Below are 15,216 nucleotides of genomic sequence, written 5' to 3'. Positions count from 1 at the left end.
CTCGCGCACCGCCGCCCGCGCCCGCCCTCCGTCGTCCACAGGCAGGGGCCCCATCCACAGCCGGGCCCGAGCCGCCGCACGAGGGGCCGGGGCTGCCTAGCGTCCGCCCGGTGCGCCTCTCACCCCGTCGCAGCGATGACGCCGACCTGATCCGCGCACGGTTGCGTGCCTTGCTCGACGACCGCGTGCACCCGCGCGGCTGGGTGCCCGACGTCGAGCCCGCCGGCTCCGGTCCCGGGCCCGACCTCGACGGCCTCGACGAGCCGGAGGTGGCGGACGAGCCGGGCGGGTGGGGGAGGGACGCCGAGCTCCCCGGCGGCATCGGCCGGCACCGCGCACCGGGCAGTGCGGTCCGGCTCGACCCGGGACGGCGCGGGGTGTGGGCGCTGTGGGTGGCCGGGCTGCTCGCGGCGGCGCTGGTCGCGGTGGGCACCTGGTTCGACCGGCCCGAGGTTCAGCCGGCCCCTGCCGAGCCGGCCGGCACGGAGGAACCGGCCGGGGAGACCCCCGCCGCGTCGGCACCCGAGGCCCCGGGCACGCCGCCGGCCGCACCCGCGACGCCCTCCGTCGGTGTCGCGGCGGACAGCTCCGCCACCGCCGTCGTCGCCGTGGTCGGCCTCGTGGCCCGGCCGGGCCTCGTCGTCGTCCCGGAGGGCGCCCGCGTCGCCGACGCCGTGGCGGCCGCCGGTGGCCTGCTGCCGGAGGCCGACCCGGCCTCGATCAACCTCGCGGCGGTGGTCGCCGACGGCCAGCAGATCGCGGTCGGTGTGCCGGGCGCGGTCTCGGGCGGAGCCGCTGCACCCGGGGTCGCGCCGGCTGCCGGTCAGGTCGACCTGAACACGGCCACCGCCGCCGATCTGGACGCCCTGCCGGGCATCGGCCCCGTGCTGGCCCAGCGGATCGTCGACCACCGGGCGCAGCAGGGCCGGTTCACCAGCGTCGAGCAGCTCGACGACGTGCCCGGGATCGGGCCGGCCACGTACGCCGAGGTCGCCGAGCTGGTGACCGTGTGAGCGCACCGCGCGGGCGCTGGGCCTGGGTGGACCTCCGCCTGGCACCCGCGGCGGCGGCCGTGTGGACCACGACCCTCGTGTCCTCGCTGCTGTCGCCGGGCGCACTGGCCGCCTCCGCCCTGGTCGCGACGGCCGTGGCGGTGCCGGTCGCTCGCCATCGGCGCTCGGCGGCGGCCGTGGTGCTGCTCGGCGTGCTGGCCGCGGTGGCGGTCACGGCGGGCACCGCGGCGGTGCGGGCCGCGGCCCGGGAGTCCTCCCCGCTGGCCACGGTCGCCGAGGCGCGCCGGACGGTGCTGCTGGACCTCGAGGTGGACGGCGACCCGCGGCCCGTGGGCGGCGTGGGCCCGGCCCGGGTCGTCGTGGAGGCCACGGTCACCGGCCTGGACGACGGCACGGTGCGGACCCGGCTGGCCGATGACGTCGTCGTCTTCGCACCCGCCGAGGAGTGGACGGGGCTCCTGCCGGGTCAGCCGCTGCGCGTCCGGGGCACCGTCACCCCGGCCGATCCGGGGGACGGGCTGGTGGCCCGGGTGTCGGCGCGTGCGCCGCCGGTCCTCCTCGGCGATCCGCCGTGGAGCCAGCGGGTGGCCGGCGCGATCCGGGACGGGTTCTCCGAGGCGGCCGTGCGCGTGCTGGGGCCGCGGGCGGGCGGCCTGCTGCCCGGCCTCGTGGTCGGGGACACGCGGGCGATGGACCCCGTGCTCGAGGAGGACTTCCGGCGGGCCGGGCTCGCGCACCTCACCGCCGTCAGCGGGGCCAACGTCGCGATCGTCCTCACCGGCGTGCTCGTCCCGCTGCGGCGGCGGGCGGTCGACCGGCGCGTGCAGGCGCTGGTCGCCGCGGTCGCCCTGGTCGGGTTCGTCCTGCTCGCCCGGCCCAGTGCCAGCGTCGTGCGGGCCGCGGCGATGGGGGCGGTCACCCTGCTGGCGCTGGCCGGCGGCCGGTCGAGGGTGGCCGTGCCCGCGCTGGGGGCATCCGTCGTCGTGCTGCTGCTGGTCGACCCCCGGCTGGCGCAGGATGCCGGCTTCGCGCTGTCCGTGGCGGCCACCGCCGCCATCGTGCTGCTCGCGCCCGGCTGGTCGCGGCGCCTGCGGATACACGGCTGGCCGCAGATCCTCGCCGACGCCGTGGCGGTCGCCGCGGCCGCCGGTGTCGCCACCGCGCCGCTGGTGGCCGGACTCTCGGGCCTGGTCAGTCCCGTCTCGCTGCCGGCGAACCTGCTGGCCGCGCCCGTCGTACCCGCCGCCACCGTGCTCGGGCTGGCCGCCGCGCTGGTCGGGACGGTCCTGCCGCCACTCGGCGACGCCGGCGTGTGGCTGGCCGGCTGGCCGGTCCGCTGGCTGGTCGTCGTCGCCGAGCGGGCGGCGGCGCTCCCGGACGGCGCGGCCGCCTGGCCGGCCGGCACGCGGGGCGCGGTGCTGCTGACCGTCCTCCTGCTCGCCCTCGGCTGGGTGCTGTGGCGGTACCCGCGGTCACGGGCCCTCGCGCTGGCCGCCCTCGTCGGCGTGGTCGTCCTGGGCTGGCCGATCCGCCAGGTGACCCGTGGGTGGCCGCCGGCCGACACGGTGGTGGTCGCCTGCGACGTCGGACAGGGCGACGCGCTCGTCGTGCCGACCGGGCCGGGGGAGGGGGTCCTCGTGGACGCCGGCCCGGACGTCGGCGCGGTCGACCGCTGCCTGGACCGCCTGGGCATCGACCGGCTGCCGCTGGTCCTCGTCACGCACCTGGACGCCGACCACGCCGGAGGGCTCGCGGGAGCGCTGTCCGGGCGGGACGTCGGGACCGTCGCCACCGGCACCCTCTCACCCGCCGACGACCGGTCCGGCCGGCTGGACACGCTCACGCGCAGAGCCGGTGCGGAACGGACGGTCCTGGTCCCCGGCGACCACCGGGCGGTCGGGGACGCCACCGTGGACGTCCTCGCACCGCCCCCGCGAGCGGCCACGAGGGCCGCCGAGGCCAACGACCTCTCGCTCGTCGTCCGGGTCACCCGCAACGGCGTCCGGGTCCTGCTGACCGGCGACCTCGGCGGCGAGGCGCAGGCGCGGATCGTCGCCCGCGGCGTCGACCTGCGCGCCGACGTGCTCAAGGTGCCGCACCACGGCAGCGCCGACGCCGACCGCGGGTTCCTGGCCGCCACCGGTGCCCGGGTGGCCCTGGTGTCGGTGGGCGCGGGCAACCCGTACGGCCACCCGACGGCGCGGGTCCTCGCCTGGTTGGTGCGGGAGGGGATGCGGGTGCACCGCACCGACCGCGAGGGCGACCTCGCCGTGGCCGGGGACGCGGAGGGGTGGGGCGTGGCCGGCCGGGGCGCCGATCCCAGCCACGCCGCGGCAGCCCCTCGAGGTGGCGACCGGCCGGAGGCGGCCCTCGTGCTCGCTTCGCTGTTCCGAGGAGCCGGAGCCACCGGCGCGGGCCGGCGGTCCCGTCTCCGGCGCGTGGCACCATGCCGGTGTGGCTGCAGCACCTCCCGCACCGACCTCACGTCTGCGCGCCGTGGTCGGCGAGGAGGAGCTCCTGCGGGCCCGCGCCGTCTCCGCCGTCCGCGCAGCCGTCCTCGAGCGCCACCCCGATGCCGAGCTGCACGAGATGGCAGCCCTGGGCCTGCCGGTCGGCCAGCTCGCCGACGTCCTGGCGCCCTCGCTGTTCGGCGGGCACCGGCTGGTCGTGGTCACCGGCGTGCACGAGGCGGCGAGCGCGCTCGTCGACGCCCTCACCAGCTACGCGAAGGACCCGGATCCCGACCTCACGCTGGTGGTGGTGCACCACGGGGGCAAGCGCAACGAGGCCCTGGTCAAGGCGTTCACCGCGGCCGGTGCGGCCGTCGACGACTGCCCGAAGGTCAGCTCGGTGGGGGACCGGATCGCCTTCGTGCGCAACGAGGTCCGGTCGGCCGGCGGGCGGATCGCCCCCGATGCGGCCAGCGCCCTGGTCGAGGCGATCGGGGCCGACCTGCGCCAGCTGTCGTCCGCGGCCGGGCAGCTGGTGTCGGACTTCGGCGGCACCATCGACGCCGACGCCGTGGCCCGGTTCCACCGCGGGCAGGCCGAGGTCACCGGGTTCACCGTCGCGGAGCGAGTCCTGGTCGGGGACCGGCAGGGTTCGCTGGAGATGCTCCGCTGGGCGCTGCAGCGCGGCGTCGCGCACGTCCTCATCGCCGACGCCATCGCCGACGGGGTGCGCACCGCGGCGCGGGTCACGTCACTGCGCAGCACCAACCCCGGCGAGCTGGCCCGCACGCTGAAGCTGCCGCCGTGGAAGGTGAAGAAGGCGCAGAGCCAGGCGCGCGGCTGGAGCATCGAGGGGCTGCAGCAGGCGGTCGGTGTGGCCGCGGAGCTCAACGCCGACGTCAAGGGCGCCGCGGCCAGCGCCGACTACGCGCTGGAGCGGGCGGTGCGCCGCATCGTCGCCATCCGCGCCGCCACCGGTCGCGGCGTCCGCGGCTGACCGGGCGCTCCTGACACGGGGCGGCAGCACGCCCGACCGCGCCCCACACGGCTCGACGGCGCCCCACACCGCTCGACGGCGCCGCCGCACGGCGGCGCCTGGCGGCGCCCCACACGGCTCGACGGCGCCCCGCCGCACAGCGCGTCCCACAACGCGAAGAGCCCCCGTCCCGTGCGGGAGGGGGCTCTCTGCGGAGAAGAACGAGCGTCAGGCGCCGATCTTGGCGGCCTGCTTGGCCATGCCCGACTTGCGGTTGGCGGCCTGGTTCTTGTGGATGACGCCCTTGCTGGCGGCCTTGTCCAGCGCCTTGCTGGCCACCTGGAGAGCGGCGGTCGCAGCCGCGGCGTCCCCGGCGTCAGCGGCGGTACGGAAACGCCGGACGGCCGTCTTCAGGGCGGACTTGACGGCAACGTTGCGCTGACGCGCCTTCTCGTTGGTCTTGATCCGCTTCATCTGGGACTTGATGTTCGCCACGCGTGAGCCTCGGGTGTCTCTCGGGAGGGAGTACTTCTGACAGTGCGTCCGGACGGCAGGCGCCAGCGGACCGGCCTGTAAAGATACCAGCGTCGCCCGCCCGACCCCAACTCGCGGGTACACCGGCCCAGGTCTGGGCAATGGCTGGACGAGCCGCCCACCCGTGGGACGATGGGAGCACTGTGACGACTCCCGCCTACACCGACCCGGCCCGCATCCGGAACTTCTGCATCATCGCCCACATCGACCACGGCAAGTCGACGCTGGCCGACCGGATGCTCGAGGTCACCGGGATCATCGAGGCGCGGCAGATGCGTGCTCAGTACCTCGACCGCATGGACATCGAGCGCGAGCGCGGCATCACCATCAAGGCGCAGAACGTGCGCCTGCCGTGGACGCCGAAGACCGGCGAGCACGCCGGCACCGACTTCGTGCTCGACATGATCGACACGCCCGGCCACGTCGACTTCACCTACGAGGTCTCGCGGTCGCTGGCCGCGTGCGAGGGCGCCGTCCTCCTCGTCGACGCCGCGCAGGGCATCGAGGCGCAGACCCTGGCCAACCTCTACCTGGCCATGGAGAACGACCTCACGATCATCCCGGTGCTCAACAAGATCGACCTGCCGGCCGCCCAGCCGGAGAAGTACGCCGCCGAGATCGCGCACATCATCGGCTGCGAGCCTGAGGACGTCCTGCGGGTCAGCGGCAAGACCGGTGAGGGCGTGCCCGAGCTGCTCGACGCGATCGTCGCGCAGATCCCCGCGCCCGAGGGGGAGGCGGACGCCCCCGCCCGCGCGATGATCTTCGACTCGGTCTACGACATCTACCGCGGCGTCATCACCTACGTCCGGGTCGTCGACGGCCGGATCTCCGCCCGCGACCGGATCAAGATGATGTCGACCGGCGCGACCCACGAGCTGCTCGAGATCGGCGTGATCTCGCCGGAGCCCAAGCCGGTCGACAGCCTCGGCGTCGGCGAGGTCGGCTACTTCATCACCGGGGTGAAGGACGTCCGCCAGTCCCGCGTGGGCGACACCGTCACGCTCCAGCACAAGCCCGCCGCGGAGCCGATCGGCGGCTACAGCGACCCGAAGCCGATGGTCTACTCCGGCCTCTACCCGATCGACGGCAGCGAGTACCCGCTGCTGCGTGAGGCGCTGGACAAGCTGCTTCTCAACGACGCCGCGCTCACCTACGAGCCGGAGACCTCCGCGGCCCTCGGCTTCGGCTTCCGCGTCGGCTTCCTCGGCCTGCTGCACCTGGAGATCGTCCGGGAGCGGCTGGAGCGCGAGGCCGGCATCAGCCTCATCTCCACCGCGCCGAACGTCGTCTACCGGGTGGTCATGGAGGACCGGTCCGAGATCACCGTGACCAACCCCAGCGACTGGCCCGAGGGCAAGATCGACACGGTCTTCGAGCCGGTCGTCAGCGCCACGATCATCGCGCCCAGCGACTACACGGGCGCGATCATGGAGCTCTGCCAGAGCCGGCGGGGTCAGCTGGGCGGCATGGACTACCTGAGCGAGTCCCGGGTCGAGCTGCGCTACACGCTGCCGCTCGGTGAGATCATCTTCGACTTCTTCGACGCGCTGAAGTCGCGCACCCGCGGCTACGCGTCGCTGGACTACGCCGAGGCCGGCGAGCAGGAGTCCTCGCTGGTCAAGGTGGACATCCTGCTGCAGGGGGAGGCGGTCGACGCGTTCAGCGCGATCGTGCACAAGGACAAGGCCTACAGCTACGGCGTGATGATGGCCGGCAAGCTGCGCGAGCTCATCCCGCGCCAGCAGTTCGAGGTGCCCATCCAGGCCGCCGTCGGCTCCCGGGTGATCGCCCGGGAGACCGTGCGCGCCATCCGCAAGGACGTCCTCGCCAAGTGCTACGGCGGTGACATCACCCGCAAGCGGAAGCTGCTGGAGAAGCAGAAGGAGGGCAAGAAGCGGATGAAGATGGTGGGCCGCGTCGAGGTCCCCCAGGAGGCGTTCGTCGCCGCGCTGTCCACCAACGAGTCCACCGCATCCAAGAAGTGAGCGGGCGGCTCGACGCCGTCTGCGTGTCCGGCAGTGACCTGCTCCCGCTGCCCGACCGGCGGCCGAACCGCAGCGGGATCGACAAGCGGCCGGTCGCCGGCCGGGTCGCCGTCGGTGAGCTGGGCCTGGACGGCGACGTCCAGGTCAACCGCCGGTACCACGGCGGCGAGGGGCAGGCGGTCTACGCCTACGCCCAGGAGGACGCCGACTGGTGGTCCGCCGAGCTGGACCGCGAGCTCCCGGCGGGCCGGTTCGGCGAGAACCTGCGGACGACGGGCCTCGACCTCACCGGCGCCGTCCTCGGCGAACACTGGCGGGTCGGGACGGCGCTGCTCGAGGTGACCGACTGCCGCATCCCGTGCGCCAACTTCGAGCGGTTCTGGGGCGTGCCGCGGCTGGTCGAGCGGTTCACCGCGTACGGCGCCAGCGGGGCCTACCTGCGGGTCCTGGAGACCGGGGACGTCGGCGCCGGGGACCACATCGACGTCGTCCACCGCCCCGACCACGGCGTCACCGTCGGGACGGTGTTCCGGGCCTACACCACCCAGAAGCACCGGCTGCCCGAGATCGCCCCCGCCGTGCCGTACCTGCCGCTGCGCACCCGCGCCAAGGTCGCCGCGAAGATCGCCAGAAGGACCGGCGCTCCCGTCTGATCGGCGATGCCGCGGACGCCGGTCAGGCGGCCCGTTCCGCGGTGAGCTCGCGGCGCAGGCCGGCGAGGTCGACCCCACGGTGGTGCAGCACCTGCACCGCCAGCCCCTCGCCCTCGCGGAGCAGGCCCAGCGCGATGTGGGTCTCGGTGATGCTCCTGGACTGCAGGGCCAGGGCCTCGCGCAGCGACAGCTCGAGCACCTTCTTGGCCCGCGGGCTGAACGGGATGTGCCCGGAGGGCACCCCGCGGCCCCGCCGGCGGCTGAGTGCACCCGGCCCGAAGGTGGCCTCGACCTTGCTGCGGACGGCGTCGAGGTCGATACCCAGCGCGGTGAGCGCCTCGGCGTCGAGGTCGTCGCCCCCGACCAGGGCGGTCACGGCGCCGGCGACGGTCGCGTGCGTGATCCCGTGGCGGGCCAAGACCTGCGCGGTCGGCGTCCCGGGGCGGGCGACCAGGGCGAGCAGCAGGTGCTCGGTGCCGATCGTGCCGTGCCCCAGCTCGCGCGCCTCCGACTGGGCGCGGACCACGACCTCCCGGGCGGTGGAGGTGAACCGTTCGAACATCGTCAGTCCTTCCGCCGGAGCGGCCCGCGGCCGCGCGCGTACTTCTTGTGCACCGCCTGCCGGGTGACGCCGAGGAGCACGGCGATCTGCTCCCACGTCCACCCCTGGTCGCGGGCGTTGTCCACCTGGAGGGCCTCCAGGCGCTCCACCAGCACCCGCAGCGCCCGCACCGCCTTCAGCCCGACGGCGGGGTCCCGGCTGCTGGCGGCGGAGGCCACCTGCGTCGTGTCCGTCATGCCGTCAACTGTGGTTGACGCTCCGTCCGCGTGTCAACCCACTTTGACGAAACGGTGCGGGGTCAGGCGCCGCCGTGTACGTCGAAGTGGGTGACGGTGACCTCGCGGTCGACCAGGTACCGGTCGTCCTCGGGGTAGAAGACGGCGACCGAGACGTCCTCGCCGGCGAACGCGCGGACGGCGTCGTAGGAGGTCCAGAAGCTGAGCGTGACGACCTCGGTCCGGCCGTCGTCCAGGTCGCGCAGCAGCATGTGCGCGCCCTGGTTGCCCGGCGTCCGGCGGTAGTGGGCGATGCCGGTGGCCTCGATGTAGTCGGCGTAGGCGGCGCGGTCCTCGGTGCGGACCCAGCCCCGCCAGATGCGGGCGATCACGGCGCTCCCTCCGTCACGCGACGGCTGCCTCCTGGCCGCCGGTCAGCCGCAGCAGGCCGGCGTAGGTCACGGAGAACATCGTGTGGTGGTTGCCGCCGCCGGCCCAGAGCAACGGGTACGCCGCGAGGTCGACGTCCACCACGGTGCGCAGCGGCGCCGGGTGACCGGTCGGGGCCACCCCGCCGACCTCCTGCCCGGTGGCCGCGGTGACGAACCCGCCGCTCGCCCGGCGCACCCGCGCCGCGCCCACCAGCGCCGCCAGCTTGCCGGTGTCCACGCGGTGCGCGCCGCTGGCCAGCACCAGCAGCGGGGAGCCGTCGGCGTCGAAGACCAGGCTGTTGGCGATGGCCCCCACCGCACAGCCGAGCGCCTCCGCCGCAGCGGCCGCCGTCGGCACCGGGACGTCGAGGCGGCGCACCTCCGCCTCGACCCCCGCGGCCTGCAGTGCGGCGACCACGCGGTCGACGGGCGAGCTCACAGGGTGAAGACGATCTTCCCGGCGGTCCGGCCCTGCTCCATCCGCTCGAAGCCCTCGCGCGCCTCACCCAGCGGCAGCTCGACGTCGATGACCGGGCGGACGCCGGTCACCGCGCACATCCGCACCAGCGACTCCAGCTCGTCACGGGTGCCCATCGTGGAGCCGATCACCGACAGCTGGGTGAAGAAGACCCGGTTCAGCTCGGCGCCGGGGTTGAAGCCGGTCGTCGCGCCGCAGGTGACGATGACGCCACCGGGGCGCAGCGACTTGACGCTGTGGCTCCAGGTCGCCTCGCCGACGCTCTCCATGACGCCGTCCACGCGCTCGGGCAGCCGCGCGCCGGTCTCGAACGCCTGCTCCGCGCCCAGGGCGAGCGCCGCCTGGCGCTTGTCCTCGCTGCGGGCGGTGACCCACATGCGGTAGCCGGCCGCGCGCCCCAGCGCGACCAGGGCCGTGGCCACGCCGCCGCTGGCGCCCTGCACGAGCACCGTCGACCCCGGCCGCAGCCCGGACTTCACGAACAGCATCCGGTAGGCCGTCAGCCAGGCGGTGGGCAGGCACGCGGCCTCGGCGAAGGACAGCTCGGTCGGCTTGGGCACCAGGTTGCGCCGCGGGACGGCCACCCGCTCGGCCATCGTGCCCTGGTGCAGCTCGGAGAACAGCGAGCGCTTGGGATCCAGCGTCTCGTCGCCGGTCCAGCCCGGGCTCGCGACGACGCCGTGCACGATGACCTCGTTGCCGTCCTCGTCGAGGCCGGCTGCGTCGGTGCCCAGGATCATCGGCATCCGCTCCTCGGGCAGGCCGACCCCGCGCAGGCTGAACAGGTCGTGGTGGTTCAGCGACGCCGCCTTCACCTGCACCGTCGTCCAGCCGTCGGGCGCCTCGGGTTCGGGGCGCTCATCGATCTCCAGCACGGAGAGCGGGTCCTTCGGGGCGGGCTTGGAGACGAAGGCAGCGAGCATGCCCGGACCGTAACGGAGGTCACCGACCGGCTGCGACGCGGTCGCCCGACCGCCGGTTCACCGGATGATCACACCGGTCCGCTTCCGCGCCTCGATCCGCTCCTCGCTCGCTGGCGCTCGCTGCGATGCTCCCGAGGCTGTCAGCGGACGATGACGACGTGCTCCCCGCGCGGCACGAACTCGCCGATCACCGGTGCGCCCGGGACCTCACCACCCAGCAGCAGCCCGCCGGAGGTCTGCGCGTCGGCCAGCAGCAGCGCCTCGTCCTCGGGGACCGCGGACAGGTCGGCGTGCGGGCGCACCCAGTCCAGGTTGCGGCGGGTGCCGCCGGAGACGTGCCCGTCGGCCAGCGCCTGACGGGCGCCGGCCAGGTAGGGGACCGCGGCGGCGTCGACCACCGCGGTCGCCCCGCTGGCCCGCGCCATCTTGTAGAGGTGGCCGAGCAGGCCGAAGCCGGTGACGTCGGTGCCGGCCCGGATGCCGGCGGCGACCGCGGCGCGGCCGGCGTCCCGGTTGAGCGCCGTCATCGAGGCGACCGCCTCCTCCGACACCTCCCCGGTCGCCTTCATCCGGCTGTTGAGCACGCCCACGCCCAGCGGCTTGGTCAGCGACAGCGGGGTGCCGGCGACGGCTGCGGAGTTGGTGATGAGCCGGTCGACGTCGACCACGCCGGTCACCGCCATCCCGTACTTGGGCTCGGGGTCGTCGATGGAGTGCCCGCCACCGACGTGGCACCCGGCCTCCTGGGCGACCTCCAGCCCGCCGCGCAGCACCTCGGCGGCGAGCTCGGCCGGCAGCACGTCCCGCGGCCAGCCCAGCAGGTTGACCGCGACGACGGGGGTGCCGCCCATCGCGTAGACGTCGGAGAGCGCGTTGGCCGCCGCGATCCGGCCGAAGGTGTACGCGTCGTCGACGACGGGGGTGAAGAAGTCCGTGGTGAGCACGAGCCCCTGGCCGCCGGCGATGCGCACCACGGCGGCGTCGTCGCCGTCGTCCAGACCGACGACGAGCTCGGCGGCCGGGTCGCGGGGGCCGGCGGCGGTCAGCCCGGCGACGACCTGCTCGAGCTCGCCGGGCGGGATCTTGCAGGCGCAGCCGCCGCCGTGCGCGTACTGGGTGAGCCGGACGCGGGTCGAGGTCGTGGTCACGCCCCGAATCTAGGCCCGGCCGCCGGGCAGCACCCGCAGCCGGGGCGCTGCCGCCGGCGCGGGCGACCCGCCGAGCCGCCGGCCCGCCGGGTGCCCCTCGGCCGGAGGCCAGCCGAGGTCGGTCAGGTCGCGCCGCGGGGCGGCCTCCTCGGTGGCCCGGACCGCTTCGATGCGGTCCTCCCGGAACCAGCGCAGCGCCTCCCGCTCCCGGCACCAGCCCACGAGGAACCAGTGCCGGCCGCTCCGGGCGAGCAGCTGGGGCTCCACCGCCCGCCGCGAGACGACACCCTCCCGGTCGCGGTAGCGGAGCACGACGACCCGGCGGCGGGTCACCGCCTCCTCGACGGCCGACCGGACGCCTGCGGCGCGGCGCGAGTCGGCGCTGACCCACCGCGCCGAGGCGGCCAGCCCGGCCCGCCGGCGCGGGTCGGGCTCCAGGACGTCGAGGACCTTCTGCAGCGCCGTCGCGCCCGCGGCGGCGTACGGGCCGTCGGGCCGGGCGGCGAGCGCGGTGACGACCGCCGCCGCCTCCTCCGGGGTGAGGGCGAGCGGCGGCAGCGTGGGTGAGCGGGGCTCGGTGCGCGTCACGCGACGGATGCTGGCAGGGACCTCCGACGGTTCCGGGTCCCGGCACGTAGGCTGCCCGGCGGAGGCGTCAGGGCGCCTGGTGGCCCCCGCGGCCTCTAAAGCCGACGTGGCCGAGCAGCTCGGTCAGGCGGGTTCGATTCCCGTCCGCCTCCGCCATCCACCCGTGCGCGGGTCGGCGCCTACGCTCCGCAGTCGATGAGCGCCGACCCGCGGCGGCAGGTGCCCCGCACCGACACGCTGCTCGCCGACCCCGACCTGGCTCCCGCCGTCGACCGCCTCGGCCGTGAGCTGGTGAAGTCCGTCGTCCAGCAGGTGCAGCAGCGGATCCGGGACGGCGCGGTCGCACCCGGGAACGCCGTGGCCGCCGTCCTGGCCGGCCTCCCCGCGACGGCGAGCAGCCTGCAGCCGGTGCTCAACGCCACCGGGGTGCTGGTGCACACCAACCTCGGCCGGTCCCCGCTGTCGCCGGCCGCCGTCGCGGCGATCGCCGCGGCCGCCGGCACCACCGACGTCGAGCTCGACCTCGGCACCGGGCGCCGCGGCCCCCGCGGCGAGGCGGCGATCGCCGCGCTGCTGGCCGCGGTCCCCGCGGCGGAGGCGGCGATCGTGGTCAACAACTGCGCCGCCGCCCTCGCACTGGTCGCCACCGCGCTCGGCGGGGAGCTGGTCATCGCGCGGGGCGAGCTGGTGGAGATCGGCGACGGGTTCCGCATCCCCGAGCTGCTGGTGGCCACCGGCGCCCGGCTGCGCGAGGTGGGGACGACGAACCGGGTGACCCTCGACGACTACCGCGACGCCCTGCACGAGGAGACCGGCGCGGTGCTCAAGGTGCACCCGTCGAACTTCGTCGTCCGCGGGTTCACCCGGGCGGTGCCGGTCGCCGAGCTCGCCGCCGCGCTGTCGGGCAGCGGCGTCCCGCTGGTCGCCGACGTCGGCTCGGGGCTGCTGCGTCCGCACCCGGCGCTGCCCGACGAGCCGGACCTGCAGACCACCCTCGCCGACGGCGCCGACCTCGTGCTGGCCAGTGGCGACAAGCTGCTGGGCGGGCCGCAGGCCGGGCTGGTCCTCGGCCGGGCGGCCCTCGTCGAGCGGCTGCGCCGGCACCCGCTCTACCGCGCCCTGCGGGTCGACAAGACGACCCTGGCCGGGCTGGAGGCGACGCTGCGCGGCCCGCTGCCGCCGGTGCAGGAGATGCTCGCCGCGGACGTCGCCACGCTGCGCCGCCGGGCCGAGACCCTCGCCGGCCGGCTGGCCGCCGCCGGGCTGGACGCGCGGGCCGTGGACTCCGAGGCCCGCGTCGGCGGGGGCGGGGCGCCGGAGCACCCGCTGCCGAGCGCCGCGGTCTCCCTGCCCGCCGACCTGGCCGAGCCGCTGCGCGCCGGGACGCCGCCGGTGGTCGGCCACGTGGCCGGCGAGCGCACCCTGCTGGACCTGCGCAGCCTGCCGCCCGCGGCGGACGAGACCGTGGCCGGCGCGGTGCTGGCGGCCGCGCGGTGCGGCCGGTGACCGGCATGGACGTCATCGCCACCGCCGGCCACGTCGACCACGGCAAGTCGACACTGGTCCGCGCGCTCACCGGCATGGAGCCCGACCGGTGGGAGGAGGAGCGCCGCCGCGGGCTGACCATCGACCTCGGCTTCGCCTGGACGACGCTGCCCTCGGGCCGCCGCCTCGCGGTCGTCGACGTCCCCGGTCACGAGCGGTTCATCGGGAACATGCTGGCCGGCGTCGGGTCGGTGCCCGCGGCCCTCGTCGTGGTGGCCGCCGACGACGGCTGGTCGGCGCAGACCGCCGAGCACGTCGCCGTCCTGGACGCGCTCGGCGTCCGGCACGGGCTGCTCGCCGTCACCAAGGCCGACCTCGCCGACCCCGCGCCGGTGCTGGCCGACGTCCGGGAGCGGCTGGCCGGGACGTCGATGGGCCGGGTGCCCGGGGTGGCGGTCAGCGCCGCCACCGGCGCCGGCGTGCCCGAGGTCGCCGCCGCGCTGGAGGCCCTCCTCGCGGGCCTGCCCGCGCCGGACCGCAGCGCGCCCGTGCGGCTGTGGATCGACCGCGCGTTCCCGATCAAGGGCGCGGGCACCGTGGTCACCGGCACCCTGGCCGCCGGGACGATCGCGCCGGGGGACCGCCTGCAGCTGGGCGACCGGGAGGTCGGCATCCGGGGCGTGCAGTCCCTCGGGCAGCCCGTGGAGCGGGCCGAGGCCACCGCGCGGGTCGCGCTGAACCTGCGCGGCGTCGCGGTGGAGGAGCTGGCGCGGGGGGACGCACTGCTCACCCCGGGCGCGTTCCGCTCCACCGTCGACGTGGACGTCACCCTCGACGCCGTTCCGGACGACCGGCTGCCGGCGGAGGGGGTCGTGCACGTGGGCTCCGCGGCCGTCGGCGCCCGCGTGCGCCCGCTGGAGGGGACGGCGGTGCGGCTGCGGCTGGCCACCCCGCTGCCCCTGCGGATCGGCGACCGGCTGCTCCTGCGCGACCCCGGGGCCCGCCGGGTGCTCGGCGCCGTCGTCCGCGACGTCGACCCGCCGGAGCTGCGCCGCCGGGGTGCGGCCCGGCAGCGCGCCGCCGAGCTGGCCGCCCAGCCGTCGGGCGCGGCCGGTGCGGCCGCGGACCTCGCCCGCCGCCGCATCGTGCGCGCGGCCGACTTCACGGCGATGGGCTGGCCGGTGCCCGAGGGCGCCACCGCGGTCGGCCCGTGGCTGCTCGCGCCGGGCCTGGTCGACGAGCTCGCCGCCGCGCTGCCCGGGGTGGTCGGCCGCTACCGGCAGCTGCGTCCGCTGGAGGCCGGACCCCCGGTCGCCGTCGTCCGCCGGGCCCTGGAGCTGCCGGACGACGAGCTCGTGCCCGCGCTCGTGCGCCCGCCGCTGACCCTGCGCGAGGGCCGGGTCGCCGTCGCCACCGCCGGGCTGCCCCCGCGGGTGCAGCAGGCCGTCGACGCCGTCCGGACCCGGCTGGCCGCCGATCCCTTCGCCGCGCCTGAGGCCCCCGACCTCGCCGCCGCAGGGCTGGGACCGCGGGAGCTGGCCGCGGCCGTCCGGGACGGCCAGCTGGTCCGGATCGCCGACGGCGTCTACCTCGCGCCCGGCGTGGAGCGGGTGGCGCGGGAGCGGCTGGTGGGGGTGCCGGCGCCGTTCACCCTCAGCCAGGCCCGCTCGGCGTGGGGCACCACCCGCCGGGTCGCCGTCCCGCTCATGGAGTGGCTCGACGCCCGCGGGATCACCGAGCGGCTGCCGGACGACACCCGCCGGCTCCGGTAG

General features: G+C 76.1%; 15 protein-coding genes, 1 tRNA gene and 2 pseudogenes. 9 read left to right on the top strand and 9 right to left on the bottom strand.

The annotated features are described in order from the left end of the window. Positions 1-110: 110 nt before the first annotated feature. Positions 111-1,013 carry a ComEA family DNA-binding protein gene (locus ACI784_RS05835; protein ID WP_457012789.1) on the top strand — a complete coding sequence of 301 codons (903 nt, stop codon included), beginning with the start codon at positions 111-113 and terminating at the stop codon, positions 1,011-1,013. Next, a pseudogene (locus tag ACI784_RS05830) lies at positions 1,010-2,464 on the top strand (ComEC/Rec2 family competence protein); the annotation flags it as partial. The gene ACI784_RS05835 and the pseudogene ACI784_RS05830, both read left to right, overlap by 4 nt. Positions 2,465-2,485: 21 nt before the next feature. Here the strand turns inward: ACI784_RS05830 and ACI784_RS05825 are convergent. Next, positions 2,486-2,752, bottom strand: a complete 267-nt coding sequence (locus ACI784_RS05825) for a hypothetical protein (protein ID WP_456922622.1) — start codon at positions 2,750-2,752, stop codon at positions 2,486-2,488. On the opposite strand from ACI784_RS05825, the pseudogene ACI784_RS05820 reads away from it, so the two are divergent. Next, positions 2,651-3,076, top strand: a pseudogene (locus ACI784_RS05820) (ComEC/Rec2 family competence protein); the annotation flags it as partial. The gene ACI784_RS05825 and the pseudogene ACI784_RS05820 sit on opposite strands and share 102 nt — an antisense overlap. 391 nt (positions 3,077-3,467) lie before the next feature. Beyond that, entirely contained in the window at positions 3,468-4,460 is a 993-nt protein-coding gene (gene holA / locus ACI784_RS05815; protein WP_457012788.1) for a DNA polymerase III subunit delta, read from the top strand. A 207-nt stretch (positions 4,461-4,667) separates the two neighbouring features. Here holA and rpsT read toward each other — a convergent pair whose 3' ends face one another. After that, positions 4,668-4,934, bottom strand: coding sequence for a 30S ribosomal protein S20 (rpsT, locus tag ACI784_RS05810; protein WP_456922620.1), 267 nt, complete (start codon positions 4,932-4,934; stop codon positions 4,668-4,670). A 182-nt stretch (positions 4,935-5,116) separates the two neighbouring features. On the opposite strand from rpsT, the gene lepA reads away from it, so the two are divergent. Next, complete coding sequence (lepA, locus tag ACI784_RS05805) at positions 5,117-6,961, top strand: translation elongation factor 4 (protein ID WP_456922619.1); 1,845 nt, start codon at positions 5,117-5,119, stop codon at positions 6,959-6,961. Next, positions 6,958-7,614: an MOSC domain-containing protein gene (locus ACI784_RS05800; RefSeq protein ID WP_457012787.1), complete on the top strand. Its 657-nt coding sequence runs from the start codon at positions 6,958-6,960 to the stop codon at positions 7,612-7,614. The genes lepA and ACI784_RS05800 overlap by 4 nt, the downstream gene beginning before the upstream one ends. Before the next feature lie 22 nt (positions 7,615-7,636). Here ACI784_RS05800 and ACI784_RS05795 read toward each other — a convergent pair whose 3' ends face one another. The 7 genes from ACI784_RS05795 to ACI784_RS05765 form a co-directional block, all read right to left on the bottom strand. Then, positions 7,637-8,176, bottom strand: a complete 540-nt coding sequence (locus ACI784_RS05795) for a Clp protease N-terminal domain-containing protein (protein WP_457012786.1) — start codon at positions 8,174-8,176, stop codon at positions 7,637-7,639. 2 nt (positions 8,177-8,178) lie between these two features. Next, positions 8,179-8,412, bottom strand: a complete 234-nt coding sequence (locus ACI784_RS05790; RefSeq protein WP_457012785.1) for an RNA polymerase subunit sigma-70 — start codon at positions 8,410-8,412, stop codon at positions 8,179-8,181. A gap of 62 nt (positions 8,413-8,474) precedes the next feature. Then, complete coding sequence (locus ACI784_RS05785; protein ID WP_457012784.1) at positions 8,475-8,783, bottom strand: hypothetical protein; 309 nt, start codon at positions 8,781-8,783, stop codon at positions 8,475-8,477. Between the two features lie 13 nt (positions 8,784-8,796). Continuing rightward, positions 8,797-9,261, bottom strand: coding sequence for a YbaK/EbsC family protein (locus tag ACI784_RS05780; protein ID WP_457012783.1), 465 nt, complete (start codon positions 9,259-9,261; stop codon positions 8,797-8,799). Next, positions 9,258-10,223: a zinc-binding dehydrogenase gene (locus ACI784_RS05775; protein ID WP_457012782.1), complete on the bottom strand. Its 966-nt coding sequence runs from the start codon at positions 10,221-10,223 to the stop codon at positions 9,258-9,260. The genes ACI784_RS05780 and ACI784_RS05775 overlap by 4 nt, the downstream gene beginning before the upstream one ends. A 140-nt stretch (positions 10,224-10,363) precedes the next feature. Continuing rightward, positions 10,364-11,371: a selenide, water dikinase SelD gene (gene selD, locus ACI784_RS05770; protein ID WP_457012781.1), complete on the bottom strand. Its 1,008-nt coding sequence runs from the start codon at positions 11,369-11,371 to the stop codon at positions 10,364-10,366. Between the two features lie 9 nt (positions 11,372-11,380). Further along, a complete protein-coding gene (locus ACI784_RS05765; RefSeq protein ID WP_457012780.1) occupies positions 11,381-11,959 on the bottom strand; it encodes a helix-turn-helix transcriptional regulator in 579 nt (192 codons plus the stop codon). A gap of 60 nt (positions 11,960-12,019) precedes the next feature. Here ACI784_RS05765 and ACI784_RS05760 point away from each other — a divergent pair. From ACI784_RS05760 to selB, 3 genes are all read left to right on the top strand, one after another. After that, positions 12,020-12,115: transfer RNA gene (locus ACI784_RS05760), tRNA-OTHER, on the top strand. Between the two features lie 39 nt (positions 12,116-12,154). Next, a complete protein-coding gene (selA, locus tag ACI784_RS05755) occupies positions 12,155-13,465 on the top strand; it encodes an L-seryl-tRNA(Sec) selenium transferase (RefSeq protein ID WP_457012779.1) in 1,311 nt (436 codons plus the stop codon). Positions 13,466-13,470: 5 nt separating this feature from the next. Then, positions 13,471-15,216 carry a selenocysteine-specific translation elongation factor gene (gene selB / locus ACI784_RS05750; protein WP_457012839.1) on the top strand — a complete coding sequence of 582 codons (1,746 nt, stop codon included), beginning with the start codon at positions 13,471-13,473 and terminating at the stop codon, positions 15,214-15,216.

Source organism: Geodermatophilus sp. SYSU D01186 (assembly GCF_054050215.1).
Note: the sequence above shows the minus strand (reverse complement) of the source record. Positions and strands in the feature narration are given on the sequence as shown.